This window comes from Streptomyces sp. NPDC050842 (assembly GCF_044456565.1).
Classification (GTDB): domain Bacteria; phylum Actinomycetota; class Actinomycetes; order Streptomycetales; family Streptomycetaceae; genus Streptomyces.
In genome coordinates, this window is sequence record NZ_JBITGA010000001.1 from 785,747 (window position 1) to 803,630 (window position 17,884).

Annotated in this window: 13 protein-coding genes; 8 read left to right on the plus strand and 5 right to left on the minus strand. The window is 72.4% G+C overall.

Annotation, left to right across the window (positions count from 1 at the left end; genetic code table 11):
- The 4 genes from ACIBG6_RS03495 to ACIBG6_RS03510 all read right to left on the minus strand — a co-directional run bounded on the left by ACIBG6_RS03495 (position 1) and on the right by ACIBG6_RS03510 (position 3,349).
- On the minus strand, positions 1–834 hold the full coding sequence (locus tag ACIBG6_RS03495; protein ID WP_399220811.1) for a tat (twin-arginine translocation) pathway signal sequence: 834 nt from the start codon (positions 832–834) through the stop codon (positions 1–3).
- A 158-nt stretch (positions 835–992) separates the two neighbouring features.
- A complete protein-coding gene (locus ACIBG6_RS03500) occupies positions 993–1,760 on the minus strand; it encodes a MerR family transcriptional regulator (RefSeq protein WP_399221174.1) in 768 nt (255 codons plus the stop codon).
- A gap of 202 nt (positions 1,761–1,962) precedes the next feature.
- Positions 1,963–2,343: an FKBP-type peptidyl-prolyl cis-trans isomerase gene (locus ACIBG6_RS03505; RefSeq protein WP_399220812.1), complete on the minus strand. Its 381-nt coding sequence runs from the start codon at positions 2,341–2,343 to the stop codon at positions 1,963–1,965.
- Positions 2,344–2,512: 169 nt separating this feature from the next.
- On the minus strand, positions 2,513–3,349 hold the full coding sequence (locus ACIBG6_RS03510) for a pentapeptide repeat-containing protein (protein ID WP_399221176.1): 837 nt from the start codon (positions 3,347–3,349) through the stop codon (positions 2,513–2,515).
- A gap of 111 nt (positions 3,350–3,460) precedes the next feature.
- Here ACIBG6_RS03510 and ACIBG6_RS03515 point away from each other — a divergent pair, with 111 nt between their 5' ends.
- From ACIBG6_RS03515 to ACIBG6_RS03530, 4 genes are all read left to right on the plus strand, one after another.
- The gene (locus ACIBG6_RS03515) at positions 3,461–4,981 is read left to right on the plus strand and encodes an alpha/beta fold hydrolase (protein ID WP_399220813.1); all 1,521 of its coding nucleotides are present in this window, start codon (positions 3,461–3,463) and stop codon (positions 4,979–4,981) included.
- Positions 4,982–5,066: 85 nt separating this feature from the next.
- Positions 5,067–5,732, plus strand: a complete 666-nt coding sequence (lepB, locus tag ACIBG6_RS03520) for a signal peptidase I (RefSeq protein WP_399220814.1) — start codon at positions 5,067–5,069, stop codon at positions 5,730–5,732.
- 150 nt (positions 5,733–5,882) lie between these two features.
- On the plus strand, positions 5,883–10,673 hold the full coding sequence (locus tag ACIBG6_RS03525; protein ID WP_399220815.1) for a DUF6531 domain-containing protein: 4,791 nt from the start codon (positions 5,883–5,885) through the stop codon (positions 10,671–10,673).
- Between the two features lie 63 nt (positions 10,674–10,736).
- On the plus strand, positions 10,737–11,822 hold the full coding sequence (locus ACIBG6_RS03530; protein ID WP_399220816.1) for a hypothetical protein: 1,086 nt from the start codon (positions 10,737–10,739) through the stop codon (positions 11,820–11,822).
- Here the strand turns inward: ACIBG6_RS03530 and ACIBG6_RS03535 are convergent.
- Entirely contained in the window at positions 11,809–13,506 is a 1,698-nt protein-coding gene (locus ACIBG6_RS03535; protein ID WP_399220817.1) for an acyl-CoA synthetase, read from the minus strand. The genes ACIBG6_RS03530 and ACIBG6_RS03535 overlap by 14 nt on opposite strands.
- 183 nt (positions 13,507–13,689) lie before the next feature.
- On the opposite strand from ACIBG6_RS03535, the gene ACIBG6_RS03540 reads away from it, so the two are divergent.
- From ACIBG6_RS03540 to ACIBG6_RS03555, 4 genes are all read left to right on the plus strand, one after another.
- Positions 13,690–14,490, plus strand: a complete 801-nt coding sequence (locus ACIBG6_RS03540; RefSeq protein ID WP_399220818.1) for a crotonase/enoyl-CoA hydratase family protein — start codon at positions 13,690–13,692, stop codon at positions 14,488–14,490.
- Positions 14,491–14,657: 167 nt separating this feature from the next.
- Positions 14,658–15,632: a Zn-ribbon domain-containing OB-fold protein gene (locus ACIBG6_RS03545; RefSeq protein WP_399220819.1), complete on the plus strand. Its 975-nt coding sequence runs from the start codon at positions 14,658–14,660 to the stop codon at positions 15,630–15,632.
- Positions 15,632–16,696, plus strand: a complete 1,065-nt coding sequence (locus tag ACIBG6_RS03550) for a thiolase domain-containing protein (RefSeq protein WP_399220820.1) — start codon at positions 15,632–15,634, stop codon at positions 16,694–16,696. The genes ACIBG6_RS03545 and ACIBG6_RS03550 overlap by 1 nt, the downstream gene beginning before the upstream one ends.
- Entirely contained in the window at positions 16,689–17,855 is a 1,167-nt protein-coding gene (locus tag ACIBG6_RS03555) for a thiolase domain-containing protein (protein ID WP_399220821.1), read from the plus strand. The genes ACIBG6_RS03550 and ACIBG6_RS03555 overlap by 8 nt, the downstream gene beginning before the upstream one ends.
- Positions 17,856–17,884: the final 29 nt, after the last annotated feature.

The window sequence follows — 17,884 nt, forward strand, 5'->3', positions numbered from 1 at the left end:
TTACCAGCCTCCGTTGAAGAGCCCGGCGAGTGCCTCCGGCGAGTGTGTGGCGGTCGTGGTGTTGGCAAAGGCGACGACGAGGACGACGCCCGACAGGAGGACCGACATGGTGATCCCGAGTTTCAAGGCGCGCCGGGACCGGGCGTCGGGGGTGGTCCTGTGCTGCCGCCACTGCGCGATGGCGATGGCGGCCAGGGCGACGGTGACCAGGGCGGCCATCGCGGCCAGGACCGCGTGGTAGAGGGCGAGGTCGTTGACCATGGCGGTGAGGGCGGGTGTGTGCGGGCCGGCGGGGTGGTCGGCGAGCTGCTGCCGGATCTGGGCGAGGGTGGTGGTGAGTTCACCGTCGGCGCCACCGTTGGTGAGCAGGGGGAGCAGCGACGCGAACGGTGCTGTCGCGCCTTGTACGTTGGCCACCAGCGCGACAAGAGCGAAGGGCCCGAGCAGCGTGGCAAGGAGGGCGGGCGGCGCGAGGAGGACACGGCCGGGACGGTCGACAGCCGGCCGGCGCCACTGCCGCCACAGCGCGACGCCGAGGGCCACGGTCGCCGCGAGGAGCAGGGCCGACACACCGGCCTTGACGAGGTGGAAGCGGAACCAGAAGGCGACCGTGGCCTCCAACTGGCGGGGGAAGTCCTGACTGCCGGACTCCCAGTATCCGACCATGCCGCTACGGAAGGTCGCGCTGAGGTTGCCGGTGTCGACGCCCTGATGGGACAAGGAGCCGGGTACGACGAAGAAGGCGGCCAGGAGTACCGCGGTCACCGCGCTCAGGACGCCGATCTGCCGTCGCGGTGACGTGGTGAGCCGGGGCGGGGAGTCGAAGCTGTTCATGAGGTGCCCTTGCTGAAGGAGACGGCGCCTTCCGTGCGGAGGCCGGGGGCTGGAGCCCCAGTGGTGAAAGCCAACGCGAGGATGGGTGGCTGGTCTGTGAGGCCACCCTCCGACTTGAGGGTGGGGCTGCCCCCAGGGCCGTCGGCGACCATGCGCGGTCAGGTGGTGGGATCGAACAGGTCGGCGAGCAGGCTCGCCCCGTCGGCCGGTGCGCGGACCTCCAGGTGCAGGCGCGGGCCGTCGAGATGGAGCCGGAAGTCGAAGAACGGACAGCACTGCTGCTCGGCCACCGCCAGTTCCGCCACCCGCGCGGTCCGCTCGACCGGCAGCGTCAGCCGCAGCCCGTCGGGCAGCGCGGTTCGTACGGCGCCGTCGACCGCCTCGCGCCATTGGACGGTCCGCTCGTGCAGCCCGTCGCCGGTCAGCGAGCAGGCCACCGGCGCCGTCCGCCACACCTCCGCCTCGGCTGCCGGGCGGCCGGGCGCGACCACCGCGTCCACCAGCCGCGTACTGGCGGCGGCCGGAGTCGGCGTGGTGAGGAGGCCGCACTCGGGGTCACAGGGGCTCGCACGCTCGGGCAGCGCGTCCAGGTGCTCCAGGGCCGTGTGCAGGGAGGCGGTCAGCGCGGCCAGGTCGGCAGCGCGAGCATCGGTCTCGGCCAGGCGCGCGGCGATCCGCGGCCGCAGGTCAGCCTTCACGTCCCGGCAGGCACCCGCCTCCCATACCGCCAGGAGCTCGCCGATCTCCTCCAGTGGCAGCCCCAGGTGCTTGGCCGCGCCGATGAACGCGAGCCGTTCGACCGCGTCCTCGCCGTACAGCCGGTAGCCGGACGGAGTCCGGTCGGCGGGCAGGAGTCCGGCGCCCTCGTAGAAGCGCAGAGTGGTCGCCGGCACGCCGGAGCGCTCGGCGAGCTGGGATATGCGCATCGTGCTCACACCTCGACGGTAGACCTTCGACCCAGGTCGAAGGTCAAGCCGGAACCCATTCGCTCGTCGGCACCAGGGCGGCACTCACGCTCCGGCTCGGCCCTCCCCAGGGCGACGTACGTGGGGGGCGGTGTCGCCGGCGACCGGGGGCAGGCGTTGTCCGGCCTTGGTTCCGGACGGAGAGGCCGGGTGCCGGAAGGCCTCAGACGGCGACGGAGATCAGGTCCACCACGAAGACGAGTGTCGAGCCCGCCGGGATCAACGGCGAGGGCGACTGCTTGCCGTAGCCGAGGCGCGGGGGAACGATGATCTCTCGCCGGCCGCCGACCTTCATCCCTCTGACCCCGCGGTCCCAGCCCTTGATGACCTTGCCACCGCCCACGGCGAACTTGTACGTCTGGCCCCGGTCCCACGAGGCGTCGAATTCCTTTCCGGACGCGAAGGTGACCCCGACGTAGTGAACCTGGACGACCCTGCCCGGCTTCGCCTCGAGCCCGTCCCCGACCACGAGGTCGCGGATGGTCAGCTCGGTGGGAGCGTCACCCTCCGGAAGGTCGATCTCGGGCTTCGTCAGTTCACTCATGGCCGCCTCATTCGCTTTCCGCCGGAAGCCCTCGCACGGACCGGCCCGGCGCATGGTCACTTCATGCAGGAGATCATCATGCTGCCGTGAACGCTGATCTCCCGGGGTGCCGGCGTGACCGGGCGTGCCACGGACCTTCACCCTCGGCGAGATCGCCGCGGCGCACCCGTCAGGGCGTCCAGTGCGCGGGGCGCTCGAAGCCCGCCGGGAGGCGGGTCGCCGCGTTCCCGCGCGCCGCGTTCAGCTGCGGCTGCGTGAGGAAGAGCGCGCCGGTCAGATCCGCACCCGACAGATCGGCGTCCCGCAGGTCCACGCCGATGAGATCGGCGAGCGTCAGATCCGCCCCGGTCAGGTCGGCGGCGATCAGGAGCGCCCCGCGCAGGTCCGCGCCCCGCAGCTTCGCCCCGCGCAGCCGCTTCCCGATCAGGTCGGCTCCCCGACGGCTCTTCGGCTTGCCGCCGGCCGTCGCCCGGACGAGCTCGCTCGTCCGCAGGAGCAGCGGGTTCACCTCGGCCCGCACGGGTGCCACGTCGAGCTTCTCCAGCGCGTCGGGCGTGCCCCCGGCCAGCTCCTCGACCCGGGCGAGCGCCGCGCGCAGCTCCGCGTGGAGCGGCCGGGCGGCGGGCAGGGCCAGGGCCTCGGTGAGGTAGCGCAGCAGCTCGTGGAGCTGGCGTACGACCGGGAACACCTCGTACATCCGGCGCGCGGTCTCCGGCGCCTCGCGCCAGGACACGCCGCCGAAGGTCACCTGGGAGACCTGCTGGCCCGCGCCGAAGCAGTCGTACACCGTGCAGCCCTGGAAACCGCTGGGCCGCAGCCGCGTGTGGATGCCGCAGCGGAAGTCCTCCTGGAGGTTGCGGCAGGGCTCACCGGACGACTTGTTCACGGCGAAGTCGGCCGACTTCGCGAACGGCAGCGCCACGCAGCACAGCCCGAAGCAGTTGGCGCAGTCGCCGCGGAGCGCGGATTCCCGGGTCTCGGGCACGGTGGAACGGTTCCTTCGCATGTCGGGGACGTCCGTCCACCGTATCGCGCCCCCAGGGGACGTCTTGTCGATCATGCAGCCCTCGGCGAAATCCGTTGCGAAGATCAACAACGGGCCGTGATGATCGGCGGCATGCCCACCTTCACGACGTACGACGGCACCGAACTCGCCTACCGGATGCAGGGGGAGGGGGAGCCGCTGATCTGCCTGCCGGGCGGTCCCATGCGCGACGCCGCCTACCTCGGCGACCTCGGCGGACTCGCCGCCCACCGCACCCTGATCGTGCTCGACTCCCGCGGCACCGGAGCGAGCGCCGAGCCCGTCGACCCCGGCACGTACCGCTGCGACCGCCAGGTCGGCGACGTCGAAGCCCTCCGCGCCCACCTCGGCCTGGAGCGGATCGACCTCCTCGGCCACTCCGCCGCCGGAAACCTGGCCACCCTGTACGCCGCCGCCCACCCCGAGCGCGTCCGCTCGCTCGTCCTCGTCACCTCCAACGGATGGGCGCTCGGACTCGGCACCACCGACGAGGAGTGGGACGAGGCCGTCGAGGTCTTCGCCGACCGGCCGTGGTACGCGGAGGCCCGGGCCGGGCTCGCGACGATCGGCCCCGACACGCCCCTGCCGCGCGTCCTGGAGATCGTGGCGCCCTTCGGCTACGGCCGCTGGGACGAGGCCGCCCAGGAGCACGCGGCGACGGCGGAGAAGGAGATCCGCTGGGAGGCCGCCTCCGCCTACCACGGCGAGGGCGCCTACGAACCGGAGGCCACCCGGCGCGCGCTCACCGCGCTCACGGCGCCGGTGCTGATCCTGGCGGGGGAGTACGACGCCGGCCCCACCCCGGCCAGGGCGGCCGAGATCGCGGCCTGCTTCCCCGACGCCGAGCTCGTCGTCCAGCCCGGCGCCGGCCACTTCCCCTGGGTGGACGACGCGGACGCCTTCGTCCGCCCCATCGCCGCCTTCCTCGACCCGGAGGTCCGCACGGTCACCGTGGACGGCGTACGCCTCGCCTACCGGGTGCACGGCCCCGAGGACGCCCCGCCCGTCGTCCTGGTCCACGGCCGGGGCGAGAACGGCACCGGTTGGCGCGGTGTCACCGAGGAACTCGCCGCCGACCACCGGGTGTACGCGCTCGACCTGCGCGGCCACGGGCTGAGCGACCACCCGGGCCGCTACGGCTTCGAGGACCTCCGCGACGAACTCGGCGGGTTCCTGCGTGCCCTCGGCCTCGCCGGGGCGACCGTCGTCGCCCACTCGATGGGCGGCGCGGCCGCGTACCTGCTCGCCCAGCGGGAACCCGCCCTGATCGGCCGCCTCGTCCTGGAGGAGGCGCCCGCCTTCTTCCCGCTCGACCCCGCGCGCCCGGTGGCCGAACGCCCCGACGGCCGGCTCGCCTTCGACTGGGAGGTCGTCACGACCACCGACGCCCAGCTGAACGCCCCGGACCCCGCCTGGCGCGAGGGCCTCACCGCGATCACTGCCCCCACACTCGTACTCGCCGGAGGCCCGTCCAGCCACGTGCCCCAGGACCACCTGACCTGGCTCGCCGAGCGCATTCCGGGCGCCCGCCTGGTCACGATCGACGCCGGGCATCTGATCCACGCGTCCCGGCCGGACGAATTCCTCAGCGCTATAAGGGAGTTCGGGCTGTAGGGAGCCAGGTGCGATGACGTCCCCGCGGCCGCGTACCCTCTCTGCTGGTCAGCCCGGCCACGGGCGGTTCGACGGAGGAGTGTGCATGCGGCGGCGAGGAGCGGGCAGCGGGCTGAGAGTCGCGGCCCGGGTACTGATACCGCTCGGGCTCGTGCTGGCGCTGGGCGGCTTCGGGTACTTCTTCGGCAACTTCCAGGGCGTCACCGTCATGAGCCAGGCGATGGAGCCCACGTACCACCAGGGCGATCGGCTGGTCGCCGAGCGCATCGACGCCGGGGAGGTGCGCAGGGGCGATCTCGTCCTCGTTCACGTGCCCGAGCGGTATCGGGGCGGACCGGTCCTGCAGAGGGTCATCGGCGTGGGCGGCGATCACGTCGTGTGCGACGGAGACCGGATCACGGTGAACGGGCAGCCGGTCGACGAGCCGTATGTGATGCGCGGCGAGGTGAACGCGGGAACCGAGCCGTACGACGTGCGGGTGCCGGACGGACGGCTGTTCCTGCTGGGCGACCACCGGGGGAACTCGCACGACTCGCGGTTCTTCCTCGGCGAGCGGTCGGGCAGCGTCGCGGCCTCCGGGGTGCTCGCCCGAGTGCGGACGGGGTTCCCCGTACCGATGGTGTGGCTGGCGGCCGGGGTCCTCGGGATCACGCTGACTCTGGTCGGGACCGGTCTGGGGATCGGGGGGTACGCGGCCGGGCGGCGCGCTCGGCGACCCCTCGCGCCTGTGCAGCCCTGGCCCGTGGCCTGAGACCGGGGCCTGCCGCCGGCCGGTCGTTCGGGGAGGGTGCGTGGAGGTTCACCCTCGCCGATGATCTCTCAACAGGCGTTCGTGGTAGGACTGTTCCGGCCAGTCGACGCGGCTGGCCGGGGAACGTCTCCACGGACGGGGGAACACAACGTGGCGGTCACGGTTCCGGGCTGGGCGGACACGCTTCTCGATTTGATCGGGGTGGCGTGGCCGAACGTCGACGAGGACGCGTATCGCGAGATGGCGGACGCGCTCAGGGAGTTCGCGGAGGACCTGGAGGACGACGGTCAGCTCGCGAACAACCATTTCGAGCGGCTGCTGTCGTCGGGTGAGGGTGAGGCGCTCGACGCGCTGAACGAGCACTGGGCGAAGGTCAAGACCAAGCATCTGAAGGACATCTCGGGTGCGGCGCGGACGGTCGCGGGCGGTCTGGACACGGCGGCCGGCGCGATCGAGGGCATGAAGCTCGCGGCGATCGTCCAGCTGGGCTATCTGGCGGCCGAGGCGGGTATCGCGATCTCCCTCATTCCGGTGACGGGTGGTCTGTCGGCGCTGATCGGCGCGGGGGCGATGCGGGCCACGCAGGAGGTCATCAAGCGGCTGATCAAGGAGTGCGTGGAGGAGGCCGTCGGTTACGTCGTGGCCGCGATGACCGAGCCGGCGGTGGCGGCCCTCGAAGGCATGGCCGCCGATCTCGTCGTCCAGCTGGGCGCGGTGGCGATCGGTCTGCAGGACGGGGTGGACCTCGACCAGACCAAGGAGGCCGGGCAGGACGGCTTCAAGGAAGGCGTCCAGACGGGCAAGGAGGCCATGAACCTGGCCTCCGCCGGTGGCGGGAAGGGCCCGGGTGGCGGGCTGAAGAACCTGCACATCGAGCACCAGGAACACGACCACGCCTCCACCCAGCTCAACACGGTCAGCGCGGGCATCCACGGCAAGACGGCGGGCAAGCTCGCGAAGGCGAAGACGGCGCACGGCCGGACGCGGGGGCGTGACTCGATCGCCGACGCGATCGACCCGATCGCCGACAAGGCGCTCGAAGCGCTCACCAAGGCCGTGAAGAACATGGGCGACCACGTCGGCCAGACGCTGCCCAAGGCCGTGAAGCAGATCTCCGTCGACCACAAGACCACCGACGACAACCTCCGCGACCGCTTCGCCCGCCAGCGCAAGGGCGACCACGACAACGACGGCGGCGGCAAGGGGAACGGTTCGCCGCGCAGGGACCCCGGTGACGACGTCCGGACGAGGCCCAACTCCGTCAGAGACGCCAAGGACGACCCCCGCACCCACGGTGTCTCCCTCGACAAGACGGTCTGCAAGAACGACCCCGTCGACGTCGCCACGGGCAAGATGCTGCTGCCCCAGACGGACCTCACCCTGCCCGGCGTCCTGCCGCTCGTCCTGCGCCGCACCCACGTCTCGACATATCGCTACGGCCAGTGGTTCGGCCGCAGTTGGGCCTCCACCCTGGACGAGCGGATCGAGGTCGACGCGTCGGGCGGCGGCGCCATCTGGACACGCGAGGACGGCGCGGTACTGATCTTCCCGCGACTGCCCCGCCCGGGCGACGACCGGGTCATGCCCCTGGAGGGCGACCGCCTGCCGCTCCTCCACGGCGGTGTGGCCGGCGACGAGACCTCGTACGAGATCCACGATCCGCACAGCGGCCAGGTCCGCGTCTACACCGGCAGCCCCTACCGCAGCTCCACCGCCTACTGGCTGTCCGCCATCGAGGACCGCAACGGCAACCGGATCGGCTTCTCGCGCCGCTCCGACGGCGCGCCGACCGCCGTCTCGCACTCGGGCGGCTACGTCCTCCAGATAACGGCCGACGCCTCGCGCGTCACCGGCCTCGCCGTCCGCGGCACCGGAGAGCCGACCGCGCTCGTGGGCTACACCTACTCCCCGTCGGGCGACCTCACCCGTCTGACCGGCCCCGAAGGCCCCGCCGGCCCGGTCATGACCTTCACGTACGACGGCGACAGCAGGATCACGTCCTGGACCGACCGCAACGACACGACCTTCCGGTACGTCTACGACGCCGAGGGCCGGGTCTCCGGCACCGTCGGCCCCGACGGCATTCTCTCCTCGCGGTTCGCCTACGACGTCCACCCCAACACCGGCCACCGCATCACGCGGTACACCGACTCCACCGGCGCCACCACCACCCTGGTCCTCAACGACCGTCTCCAGGTCGTCGCCGAGACCGACCCCCTCGGCCACACCACCCACCTCACCTGGGACGCGTACGACCGTCCGCTGAGCCGCACCGACCCGCTCGGCCACACCACCGAACTCACCTGGGACGAGGACGGGAACCTCGTCGAGGTCCGGCTGCCCGACGGGAGCACGGCGACGGCCCGCTACGACGCGCGCAACCTGCCGCTGGAGGTGATCGCCGCCGACGGCACGCCCTGGCGGCAGACCTTCGACGACCTCGGCAACTGCACGTCCACCGAGGGCCCGGACGGCGCGGTCACGCGCTTCACCCACGGACCCACGGGCGCCGTCGCCTCCGTCAGCGACCCCTTGGGCGCCACCCTCCGCATCCGCTCCGACCGTGCCGGACTCCCGGTGGAGATCACCGGATCCGACGGCGGGGTGGCCACGGTGGAGCGCGACCACCGGGGCCGGCCCCTCGTGATCACCGACCCGTCCGGCGGACGCGAGGAGTTCGCCTGGGACCACGACGACCGGCTGAGGAACCGGACCGCCGCCGACGGGACGCGGGAATCCTGGACCTGGGACCCGGAGGGCAACTGCCTGGCGTACACGGACGCCGCCGGCGGCGTCTGGACCACCGAGTACGGCCCCTTCGACAAGCCGCTGGCACGCCTCGCACCGGACGGCGCCCGCCACGAACTGCGCTACGACACCGAACTGCGACTGCTCGGGGTGACCAACCCGCTCGGCCAGGACTGGCAGTACCGCTACGACGCGGCCGGGCGACTGGAGGCGGAGACCGACTTCGACGGCCGGGAGCTCACGTACGGCTACGACGCCGCGAACCGGCTGACCACCCGCACCACACCCCTCGGCCGGAGCGTCACCTACACGTGGGACGCCATGGAACGCCTGGTGGCGCGCGACGCCGACGGTGCGGTGACCCACTACGCCTACGACCGCTCCGGCGCCCTCGTCGAGGCCCGCACCGCCACCTCCACGCTCACCGTCGAACGGGACGCGCTCGGCCGGCCGCTCGCCGAGACCGTGGACGGACGCACCCTCCGCCACGCCTACGACACCGCGGGACGCCGCGTCACGCGCATCACCCCGACCGGCGTGATCAGCCAACTCCTGTACGACGCGGCGGGAGACCGGGTCGCCCTGATCACCGGGGGTCACGCGCTCACGTTCACCCACGACCCCCTCGGCCGCGAACTCACCCGCAGCTGGGGAGGCCAGGGGACGGCCACCACGCTCACCACCGACTGGGACCGGATCGGCCGGCCGGTCCGCCAGACGCTGTCCGCGTCCGGTTCACCGGACCCGGTGCGCGCCCGCGACTACGCCTACCGCGCCGACGGCTACCCCGTCGCCCTGGGCGAGACCACGGGAGGCCGGACCCGCAAGGACAAACACATCAGCCTCGACCCCGTGGGCCGGCCGCTGTCCGTCGAGGCACCCGACTGGGTCGAGCGGTACGCGTACGACGCCGCCGGCAACCAGACCTCGGCCGAATGGCCCGATGCGGCGGGACACACCGAGGCGCGCGGCCCGCGCCGGTACGAGGGCGCGCACCTCGTCTCCGCGGGCGGCGTCCACTACGAGCACGACGCCGCCGGCCGCGTCGTCCTGCGCCGCCGCACCCGCCTGTCCCGCAAGCCCGACGTGTGGCGGTACGCCTACGACGCCGAGGACCGCCTCGTCGCGTGCACCACGCCCGACGACACCCTGTGGACCTACACGTACGACCCGCTGGGCCGCCGCAGCGCCAAACACCGGATGGCCGGCGACGGCACCACCGTCGTCGAGACGATCCGCTTCACCTGGGACGGCCCGCTCCTCGTCGAGCAGTACGACGAGACCGCCGGCACCATCCTCACCTGGGAGTACGAGGGGCACCGGCCGCTGGTCCAGTACGAACGCAGGCCGCTCGACGACGACGAGGTCGACGCGCGCTTCTTCGCCGTCGTCACCGACCTGGTCGGCACCCCCACCGAACTGGTCTCCCCCGAAGGGGACACGGCCTGGCGCAGCCGGTCCACCACCTGGGGCGCCACCGGGTGGAACACCGCGGCCACCGCCTACACCCCGCTCCGCTTCCCCGGGCAGTACGCCGACCCCGAGACCGGCCTCCACTCCAGCTACTTCCGGCACTACGACCCGGACACCGCGCGCTTCACCAGCCCCGACCCGCTGGGCCTCGCCCCGGCGCCCAACCCCTCGACGTACGTGGTCAATCCGTGGGTGTGGACCGACCCGCTCGGCTTGGCGCCGAAGCGGTGCCAAATGGACGCCTACGACTGGGACGGCTCGATCCGGTACGGACGGCTCGACCACCTGGGCAGGCCCACCGGCGTGTACGCCTGCCTGCGGCCCGACATCATCGACGCGAAGAAGGGCACGGAGGCCGGCAAGCTCAAACCGCCGGGCTGGCGCGGCGACGGCACCGCCTTCAACGAGGCCCGCGGCCATCTCCTCGCCGACCGGCTCGGCGGCGCGGGCAAGGGACGACTCGCCTGGCACAACCTCGTCACGCAGACCCAGACCCCGACGAACTCGCCCGACCAGCGAGACCAGGTGGAGCAGGTCATCTTCGACCAGGTGACGAAGAACAAGGAAGTCGTGCAGTACCACATCAAGCCGATCTACGAAGGGACCAACCCGATCCCGATCCGGCTGGAGTTCACGGCGTTCGGCAACAAGGGCTTCTCCTTCACCCACAGTCTGGAGAACCCGGCCGCGGGAGTCCGCACCGCCGTCCCCGGCCTGTAGCCGCCCGGATTCCGACCGCCGGCCGATAGCATCGAAGCCGAACCGCCCCTGGAGGATCCGCGCATGACCCGCACCACGCCCCCGCGTCCCGTCGACATCGAAGCGGTCTTCCCCGCCCTCGCCGCGTACCGGCGGACGGCGACGCGGCTGCACCCCCGGCAGGGCACGGCGAAGCCGGAGGAGAGCTCGGTGGCGGGTCCGCTGCTGTGGCCCGCCGACGAACCCTGGCCGGTGTGCACCGCCGTGCACCCGAAGGGCACAGGGCACCTGCTGGCCGACGTACGGGCCCGCCGACGCATCCAGGACGAGGCCCGGGGGCGGGACTTCACCGACGAGGAGCGGCGGCTCCTCGACGGGATGACGTCCGGGACGCACGCTCCGGACCTCCACGACGAGGACCCGCTGCCGATGCTGGCCGTCGCCCAGCTCCACGCCCGGGACGTACCGGACCTCACCGTCCCCGAAGGACACGACCTGCTCCAGGTGTTCTGGTGCCCCTTCGAGGTCCACGGTCCCGAGCGGACCATCGACGTGGAGTTGAGGTGGCGGCGCTCCGCCGATGTCGGCGCGGTCCTCGCCCCGCAGCCCGAACCGCCGGTCGCGGGCCGCGAGGAGTGCGTCCCCACGTCCTGCGTCGTCCACCCGGAGCGGGTCGTCGAGCACGAGTACCTCGGGCTGCTCGGCGAGGACCTCCAGGAGGAGATCTCCGAGTGGGAGGAGGGCCTCCTCGACGAGGAGGACGACGAGGATGACGCGTACGACTCGTCCTCACCCGCGAACTACGCGACGTACGAGGAGTACGAGGCCGCCATGGCGGCCGCCCGCGCGCAGGAGCCCGAAGAGATCGACTACATGAGCGACCTGTCGATCGCCCCGGGCTGGAAGGTCGGAGGCTTCGCCTCCTGGCACCTGACCGATCCGAGGCCGGTGGACTGCGCCGCGTGCGGGACGCCGATGCCACCGCTGCTCACCGTCGCCACGGTGGAGTGCGACGGCGCCTCGCGGAGCTGGCTGCCGGTCGAGGACCGTGCCGCGGCGGACGACCCGCGGGTGATCGACCCGGTCGGCGTCTACCTGGGCCGCGGCCTCATGCGCGTCCACACCTGCCCGACCGACCCGACCCACCCGCACCGGCTCAGCTTCCAGTGACCTCGGTGGCCGCGTCCGCGTCCACGGCCACCGAACGGGCCCAGCGATAGTCCGCCTTGCCGCTCGGGGAGCGCTGGATGCGGTCGGTGAGGACCAGCTGGCGGGGCACCTTGTACCCCGCCAGGCGCGGCCGGCAGTGGTTCTGCACCGCTTCCAGGTCCAGCGGCGGGGCGTCCGCGCGGAGCTGGACGACCGCGGCGACGTGGTTGCCCCAGCGGGCGTCGGGGACTCCGGCGACCAGCGCGTCGTACACGTCGGGGTGGGACTTCAGAGCCTGCTCCACCTCCTCCGGGTAGACCTTCTCGCCGCCCGTGTTGATGCACTGCGAGCCGCGCCCGAGGACGGTGACGACGCCGTGCTCGTCGACGGTCGCCATGTCGCCGAGGAGCACCCACCGCACGCCGTCCTTCTCGAAGAAGGTCTCGGCGGTCTTGGCCGGGTCGTTGTAGTAGCCGAGCGGGACGTGGCCGCGCTGGGCCAGGCGGCCCGTCTCGCCCGTCGCGACGGGCTCGCGGGTCACCGGGTCGACGACCTGGGTGCGTTCGTTGACATGGAGCCGGAAGCCCTTGTCCGGGCCGGAGTCGTCCGTCGCGCGGCCGTTGGAACCGGACTCGGTGGAGCCGAAGTTGTTGAGCAGCAGCACGTTCGGCATGAGCTCCTGGAGCTGGGCCCGCACCGTGTCGGACATGATCGCCCCGGAGGACGAGAGGCTGAAGAGCGCCGACAGGTCGGTGCCCTTGAGCGGTCCGCGCAGGGCGTCGACGAGCGGGCGCAGCATCGCGTCGCCGACCAGGGAGATGCTGGAGACCTTCTCCTTCTCCAGGGTGCGCAGGACCTCCTCCGGCACGTACTTGCGGTGGAGCGCGACCCGCTGGCCGTAGTTGAAGGCGATGAACGCCGTCAGCGTGGAGGTGCCGTGCATCAGCGGCGGCGCCGGGAAGAAGGTGATGCCGGGACCGCCGGCCGCGACCCGCTCGGCCAGCTCCTCGGGGCGCTTCACGGGCTCGCCGGACGGCTCGCCGCCGAACAGACCCGCGAAGAACAGGTCCTCCTGGCGCCACAGGACGCCCTTCGGCATCCCCGTCGTCCCGCCGGTGTAGATGATGAAGAGGTCGTCCCCGGAGCGCGGCCCGAAACCCCGCTCCGCCGACCCGGAGGCCTCCGCCTCGGCGAACGGCACGCAGTCGAGCGCCGGCGCTCCCTCGAATTCGGGGCTTTGCTGCGCAGCAGCTCCTTGAGGGGTGGTGGTCGGGCGACGGGTGGGCGGGGTCCCCACCCGCACGAGGTGCCGCAGCTTCTCCGTCTGCGGCAGCGCCGCCGCCACCCGCTCCGTGAACTCGGCGTCGAAGACGAGCGCCGCCAGGTCCGCGTCGCGGTAGAGGTAGACGAGCTCCTCCTCCACGTACCGGTAGTTCACGTTCACCGGCACGATCCGCGCCTTGAGACAGGCGAGGACCGTCTGCAGGTACTCGACGCCGTTGTACAGGTGGAGGCCGAGATGCTCACCGGGACGGATGCCCGCCTCGACGAGGTGGTGGGCGATCCCGTTCGCCGCGGCGTCGAGTTCGGCGTAGGTGAGGCGGCGCTCCTCACCCGTGCCCGGGTGATCGACGTACACCAGAGCCTCGCGGTCCGGGACCACGTCGACCACCGATTCGAACAGGTCGGCAAGGTTGTACTCCACCGTTCCTCCTGACCCCGGCTCGCGCTGACTCGTACGGGTACGCAGTGACTCGGCGGTCATTAGAGCGCCGACCGGCGACGGGGGGAAGGGGATGCGCAGAAGAATCTGACTGAGTGTCAGGAAACTATTGAACTGGACCCCCCACTCCTGCAACCTGTTCCAGAACTGGAGACGGGAGACCCCATGGGTGGCACCGAACATCTGGACGTGCGGCGCGAAGGCGCCACGCTCGTCCTCACCTTGAACCGGCCCGAGGCCAAGAACGCCCTCTCGCTGCCGATGCTCGTCGGCCTGCACGACGGCTGGCTGGAGGCCGACGCCGACGACGGCATCCGCTCGATCGTCCTCACCGGCGCGGGCGGGGCGTTCTGCGCCGGCATGGACCTCAAGGCGCTGGCCGGCAAGGGCATGGAGGGCGAGCAGTACCGGGACCGGCTGAAGGCCGACCCCGACCTGCACTGGAAGGCGATGCTGCGCCACCACCGCCCCCGCAAACCCGTCATCGCGGCGGTCGAGGGGTACTGCGTCGCCGGCGGCACCGAGATCCTCCAGGGCACCGACATCCGGGTCGCCGGCGCCTCCGCCACCTTCGGCCTCTTCGAGGTCAAGCGCGGCCTCTTCCCCATCGGCGGCTCCACCGTCCGCCTGCCCCGCCAGATCGCCCGCACCCACGCCCTGGAAATGCTCCTCACCGGCCGCCCGTACACCGCGGACGAGGCGGCCCGCATCGGCCTCGTCGGGCGCGTCGTCCCCGACGGCACGGCCCTGGAAGCGGCCCTGGACATCGCCGAACGGATCAACGCGTGCGGCCCGCTGGCCGTCGAAGCGGTGAAGGCGTCGGTCTACGAGACGGCCGAGATGACCGAGACGGAGGGTCTCGCCGCCGAACTGAAGCGGGGCTGGCCGATCTTCGACACGGCGGACGCGAAGGAGGGGGCGAGGGCGTTCGCGGAGAAACGGACGCCGGTGTATCGGCGGGAGTGACCTTTCCCCACCCCGCCCCACCCCACCCCGCCCCTTCCCGTAACCGGGGGCTCCGCCCACGGACCCCCGCGCCTCAAACTCCCCCTACGCCCTGGGGGCGTGGGGGGACCCCCAGCGGGGCTGAAATTCCGGGAGCTTGCCCCCACCCCCAACGAAGGAGCCGCCCCATGACCCCCATCCCCACCTCCCCGCCGGAGGCCCTCCGCGCACCCCTCGTCGTCGAGTTCCCCTTCACCCGCTCCCTCGGCCCCGTCCAGTCCGCCTTCCTCACCGGCCTGCGCGACCGGACCGTGCTCGGCGTGCGCACCGAATCCGGCGACGTGCTCGTCCCGCCCGTCGAGTACGACCCCGTCACCGCCGCCGAGCTCCGCGAGCTCGTCGAGGTCGGCGTCACCGGCACCGTCACCACCTGGGCCTGGAACCCCGAGCCCCGCGCCGGCCAACCGCTCGCGACCCCCTTCGCCTGGGTCCTCGTCCGCCTCGACGGCGCCGACACCGCCCTCCTGCACGCCCTCGACGCCCCCGGCCCCGAAGCCGTCCGCACCGGACTGCGGGTCCGGATCCGCTGGGCCGCCGAACGCTCCGGCGCCATCACCGACATCGCCTGCTTCGAGCCGTACGAGAGCGACGCCCCGGCAGCGGAACCACAGCTCCACGACGGCCGGTTCGGCGGCGACGACGCCGTCACCGGCATCGTCGCCCCCGCCCGCCTCGACTACACCTACAGCCCCGGCCGCGCCCAGACCCGCTACCTCCACGCGCTCTCCGAGCGCCGCACCGTCGGCGAACGCTGCCCCTCCTGCACCAAGGTGTACGTCCCGCCGCGGGGCGCCTGCCCCACCTGCGGGGTCGCCACCACCGACCAGGTCGAGGTCGGCCCCCGCGGCACCGTCACCACCTACTGCATCGTCAACATCAAGGCCAAGGGCGCCGCCATCGAGGTCCCGTACGTCTACGCCCACATCGCCCTCGACGGCGCCGGGCTCGCCCTCCACGGCCGCATCGCCGGCATCCCCTACGACGAGGTCCGCATGGGCCTGCGCGTCGAACCCGTCTGGAGCGAGGACGGCCGCTACCCCGACCACTACCGGCCCACCGGCGAGCCCGACGCCGACTACGACGCCTACAAGGAGCTGCTGTGATGCCGCACCGGCCGGAACGAGAGGTGGCGATCGTCGCCTTCGCGCAGAGCGACCACCGCCGCCGCACCGACGACCTCTCCGAGGTCGAGATGGTCATGCCCGTCCTGCACGACGTGCTCCGGCAGACGGGACTCAAGGCCTCCGACATCGGCTTCACCTGCTCCGGCTCCTCCGACTACCTCGCCGGCCGGGCCTTCTCCTTCACCATGGCCCTCGACGGCGTCGGCGCCTGGCCGCCGATCTCCGAGTCCCACGTCGAGATGGACGGCGCCTGGGCCCTGTACGAGGCCTGGGTGAAGCTCCTCACCGGGGAGGCCGACACCGCCCTCGTCTACGCCTACGGGAAGTCCTCGCCCGGCTCCGTACGCGACGTCCTCACCCGTCAGCTCGACCCCTACTACCTCGCCCCGCTCTGGCCCGACTCCGTCGCCCTCGCCGCACTCCAGGCCCAGGCCCTCGTCGACGCGGGCCACACCGACGAAACCGCCCTCGCGGCCATCGCCGACCGCAGCCGCGCCGACGCCGCGGCGAACCCGCACGCCCAGCTGCCCGGCGCCCGCCCCCAGGGCGAGTACGTCGTCCAGCCCCTCCGCACCGGCGACTGCCCGCCCATCGGCGACGGGGTCGCCGCCGTGATCCTCGCCGCCGGCGACCGCGCCCGAGAACTCTGCGCGCGCCCCGCCTGGATCCGGGGCATGGACCACCGCATCGAGGCCCATTCCCTCGGCGTCCGCGACCTCACCGACTCGCCCTCCACCCGCCTCGCCGCCGAGCGCGCCGGAGCCTTCGAGAGGCCCGTCGACACCGCCGAACTCCACGCGCCCTTCACCTCCCAGGAGGTCGTCCTCGCCAAGGCACTCGGCCTCGACGACACCATCCGCATCAACCCCTCCGGCGGCGCCCTCGCCGCCAACCCCGTCATGGCCGCCGGGCTCGTCCGCTTCGGCGAGGCCGCCGCCCGCATCCACCGGGGCGCCTCCGACCGCGCCCTCGCCCACGCCACCTCCGGGCCCTGCCTCCAGCAGAACCTGGTCGCCGTCCTGGAAGGGGACTCCGATGCCTAAAGAGCCCGTGGCGATCGTAGGGATCGGCCAGACCAAGCACGTCGCCGCCCGCCGGGACGTCTCGATCGCCGGACTCGTCCGCGAGGCCGCCGTCCGGGCCCTGGAGGACGCGCAGCTGACCTGGGCGGACATCGACGCCGTCGTCATCGGCAAGGCCCCCGACTTCTTCGAGGGCGTGATGATGCCGGAGCTGTACCTCGCCGACGCGCTCGGCGCCGTCGGCAAACCCATGCTCCGGGTCCATACGGCCGGATCGGTCGGCGGCTCCACCGCGCTCGTCGCCGCCAACCTCGTCGCGGCGCGCGTCCACCGGACCGTCCTCACCCTCGCCTTCGAGAAGCAGTCCGAGTCCAACGCCATGTGGGGCCTGTCCCTGCCCGTCCCCTTCCAGCAGCCGCTGCTCGCCGGCGCCGGAGGCTTCTTCGCCCCGCACGTCCGGGCCTACATGCGCCGCACCGGCGCCCCCGACGCGATCGGCTCCCTCGTCGCGTACAAGGACCGGCGCAACGCCCTCAAGAACCCGTACGCCCACCTCCACGAGCACGACCTCACCCTGGAGAAGGTCCAGGCCTCCCCGATGCTCTGGGACCCGATCCGCTACTCGGAGACCTGCCCGTCCTCGGACGGCGCCTGCGCCATGGTCCTCACCGACAGCGGGGGCGCGGCCCGTGCGCCGCGGCCACCGGCCTGGGTCCACGGCGGCGCGATGCGCAGCGAGCCCACCCTCTTCGCCGGCAAGGACTTCGTCTCGCCGCAGGCCGGCCGGGACTGCGCCGCCGACGTCTACCGGCAGGCCGGCATCACGGACCCCCGGCGGGAGATCGACGCCGTCGAGATGTACGTGCCGTTCTCCTGGTACGAGCCGATGTGGCTGGAGAACCTCGGCTTCGCCGAGGAGGGCGAGGGCTGGAAGCTCACCGAGGCCGGAGTGACCGAACTCGACGGAGACCTGCCCGTGAACCCCTCGGGCGGAGTGCTCTCCACCAACCCCATCGGCGCCTCAGGGATGATCCGATTCGCCGAGGCCGCACTCCAGGTACGCGGCGAGGCGGGCGAGCACCAGGTGGAGGGCGCACGACGGGCGCTCGGCCACGCCTACGGCGGCGGAGCTCAGTTCTTCGCCATGTGGCTCGTCGGGGACACCCCGCCCGCCTCCTGAGCCCGTGGATCCGGACAGGTCCCCGTTTA

What these genes read in the sequence shown, in the direction of transcription:
- ACIBG6_RS03530 (WP_399220816.1), top strand. Translation starts at nt 10,737, where the DNA reads ATGACCCGCACCACGCCCCCGCGTCCCGTCGACATCGAAGCGGTCTTC.
- ACIBG6_RS03500 (WP_399221174.1), bottom strand. Translation starts at nt 1,760, where the DNA reads ATGCGCATATCCCAGCTCGCCGAGCGCTCCGGCGTGCCGGCGACCACT.
- ACIBG6_RS03510 (WP_399221176.1), bottom strand. Translation starts at nt 3,349, where the DNA reads ATGCGAAGGAACCGTTCCACCGTGCCCGAGACCCGGGAATCCGCGCTC.
- ACIBG6_RS03550 (WP_399220820.1), top strand. Translation starts at nt 15,632, where the DNA reads ATGCCGCACCGGCCGGAACGAGAGGTGGCGATCGTCGCCTTCGCGCAG.
- ACIBG6_RS03515 (WP_399220813.1), top strand. Translation starts at nt 3,461, where the DNA reads ATGCCCACCTTCACGACGTACGACGGCACCGAACTCGCCTACCGGATG.
- ACIBG6_RS03495 (WP_399220811.1), bottom strand. Translation starts at nt 834, where the DNA reads ATGAACAGCTTCGACTCCCCGCCCCGGCTCACCACGTCACCGCGACGG.
- lepB (WP_399220814.1), top strand. Translation starts at nt 5,067, where the DNA reads ATGCGGCGGCGAGGAGCGGGCAGCGGGCTGAGAGTCGCGGCCCGGGTA.
- ACIBG6_RS03505 (WP_399220812.1), bottom strand. Translation starts at nt 2,343, where the DNA reads ATGAGTGAACTGACGAAGCCCGAGATCGACCTTCCGGAGGGTGACGCT.
- ACIBG6_RS03545 (WP_399220819.1), top strand. Translation starts at nt 14,658, where the DNA reads ATGACCCCCATCCCCACCTCCCCGCCGGAGGCCCTCCGCGCACCCCTC.
- ACIBG6_RS03555 (WP_399220821.1), top strand. Translation starts at nt 16,689, where the DNA reads ATGCCTAAAGAGCCCGTGGCGATCGTAGGGATCGGCCAGACCAAGCAC.
- ACIBG6_RS03540 (WP_399220818.1), top strand. Translation starts at nt 13,690, where the DNA reads ATGGGTGGCACCGAACATCTGGACGTGCGGCGCGAAGGCGCCACGCTC.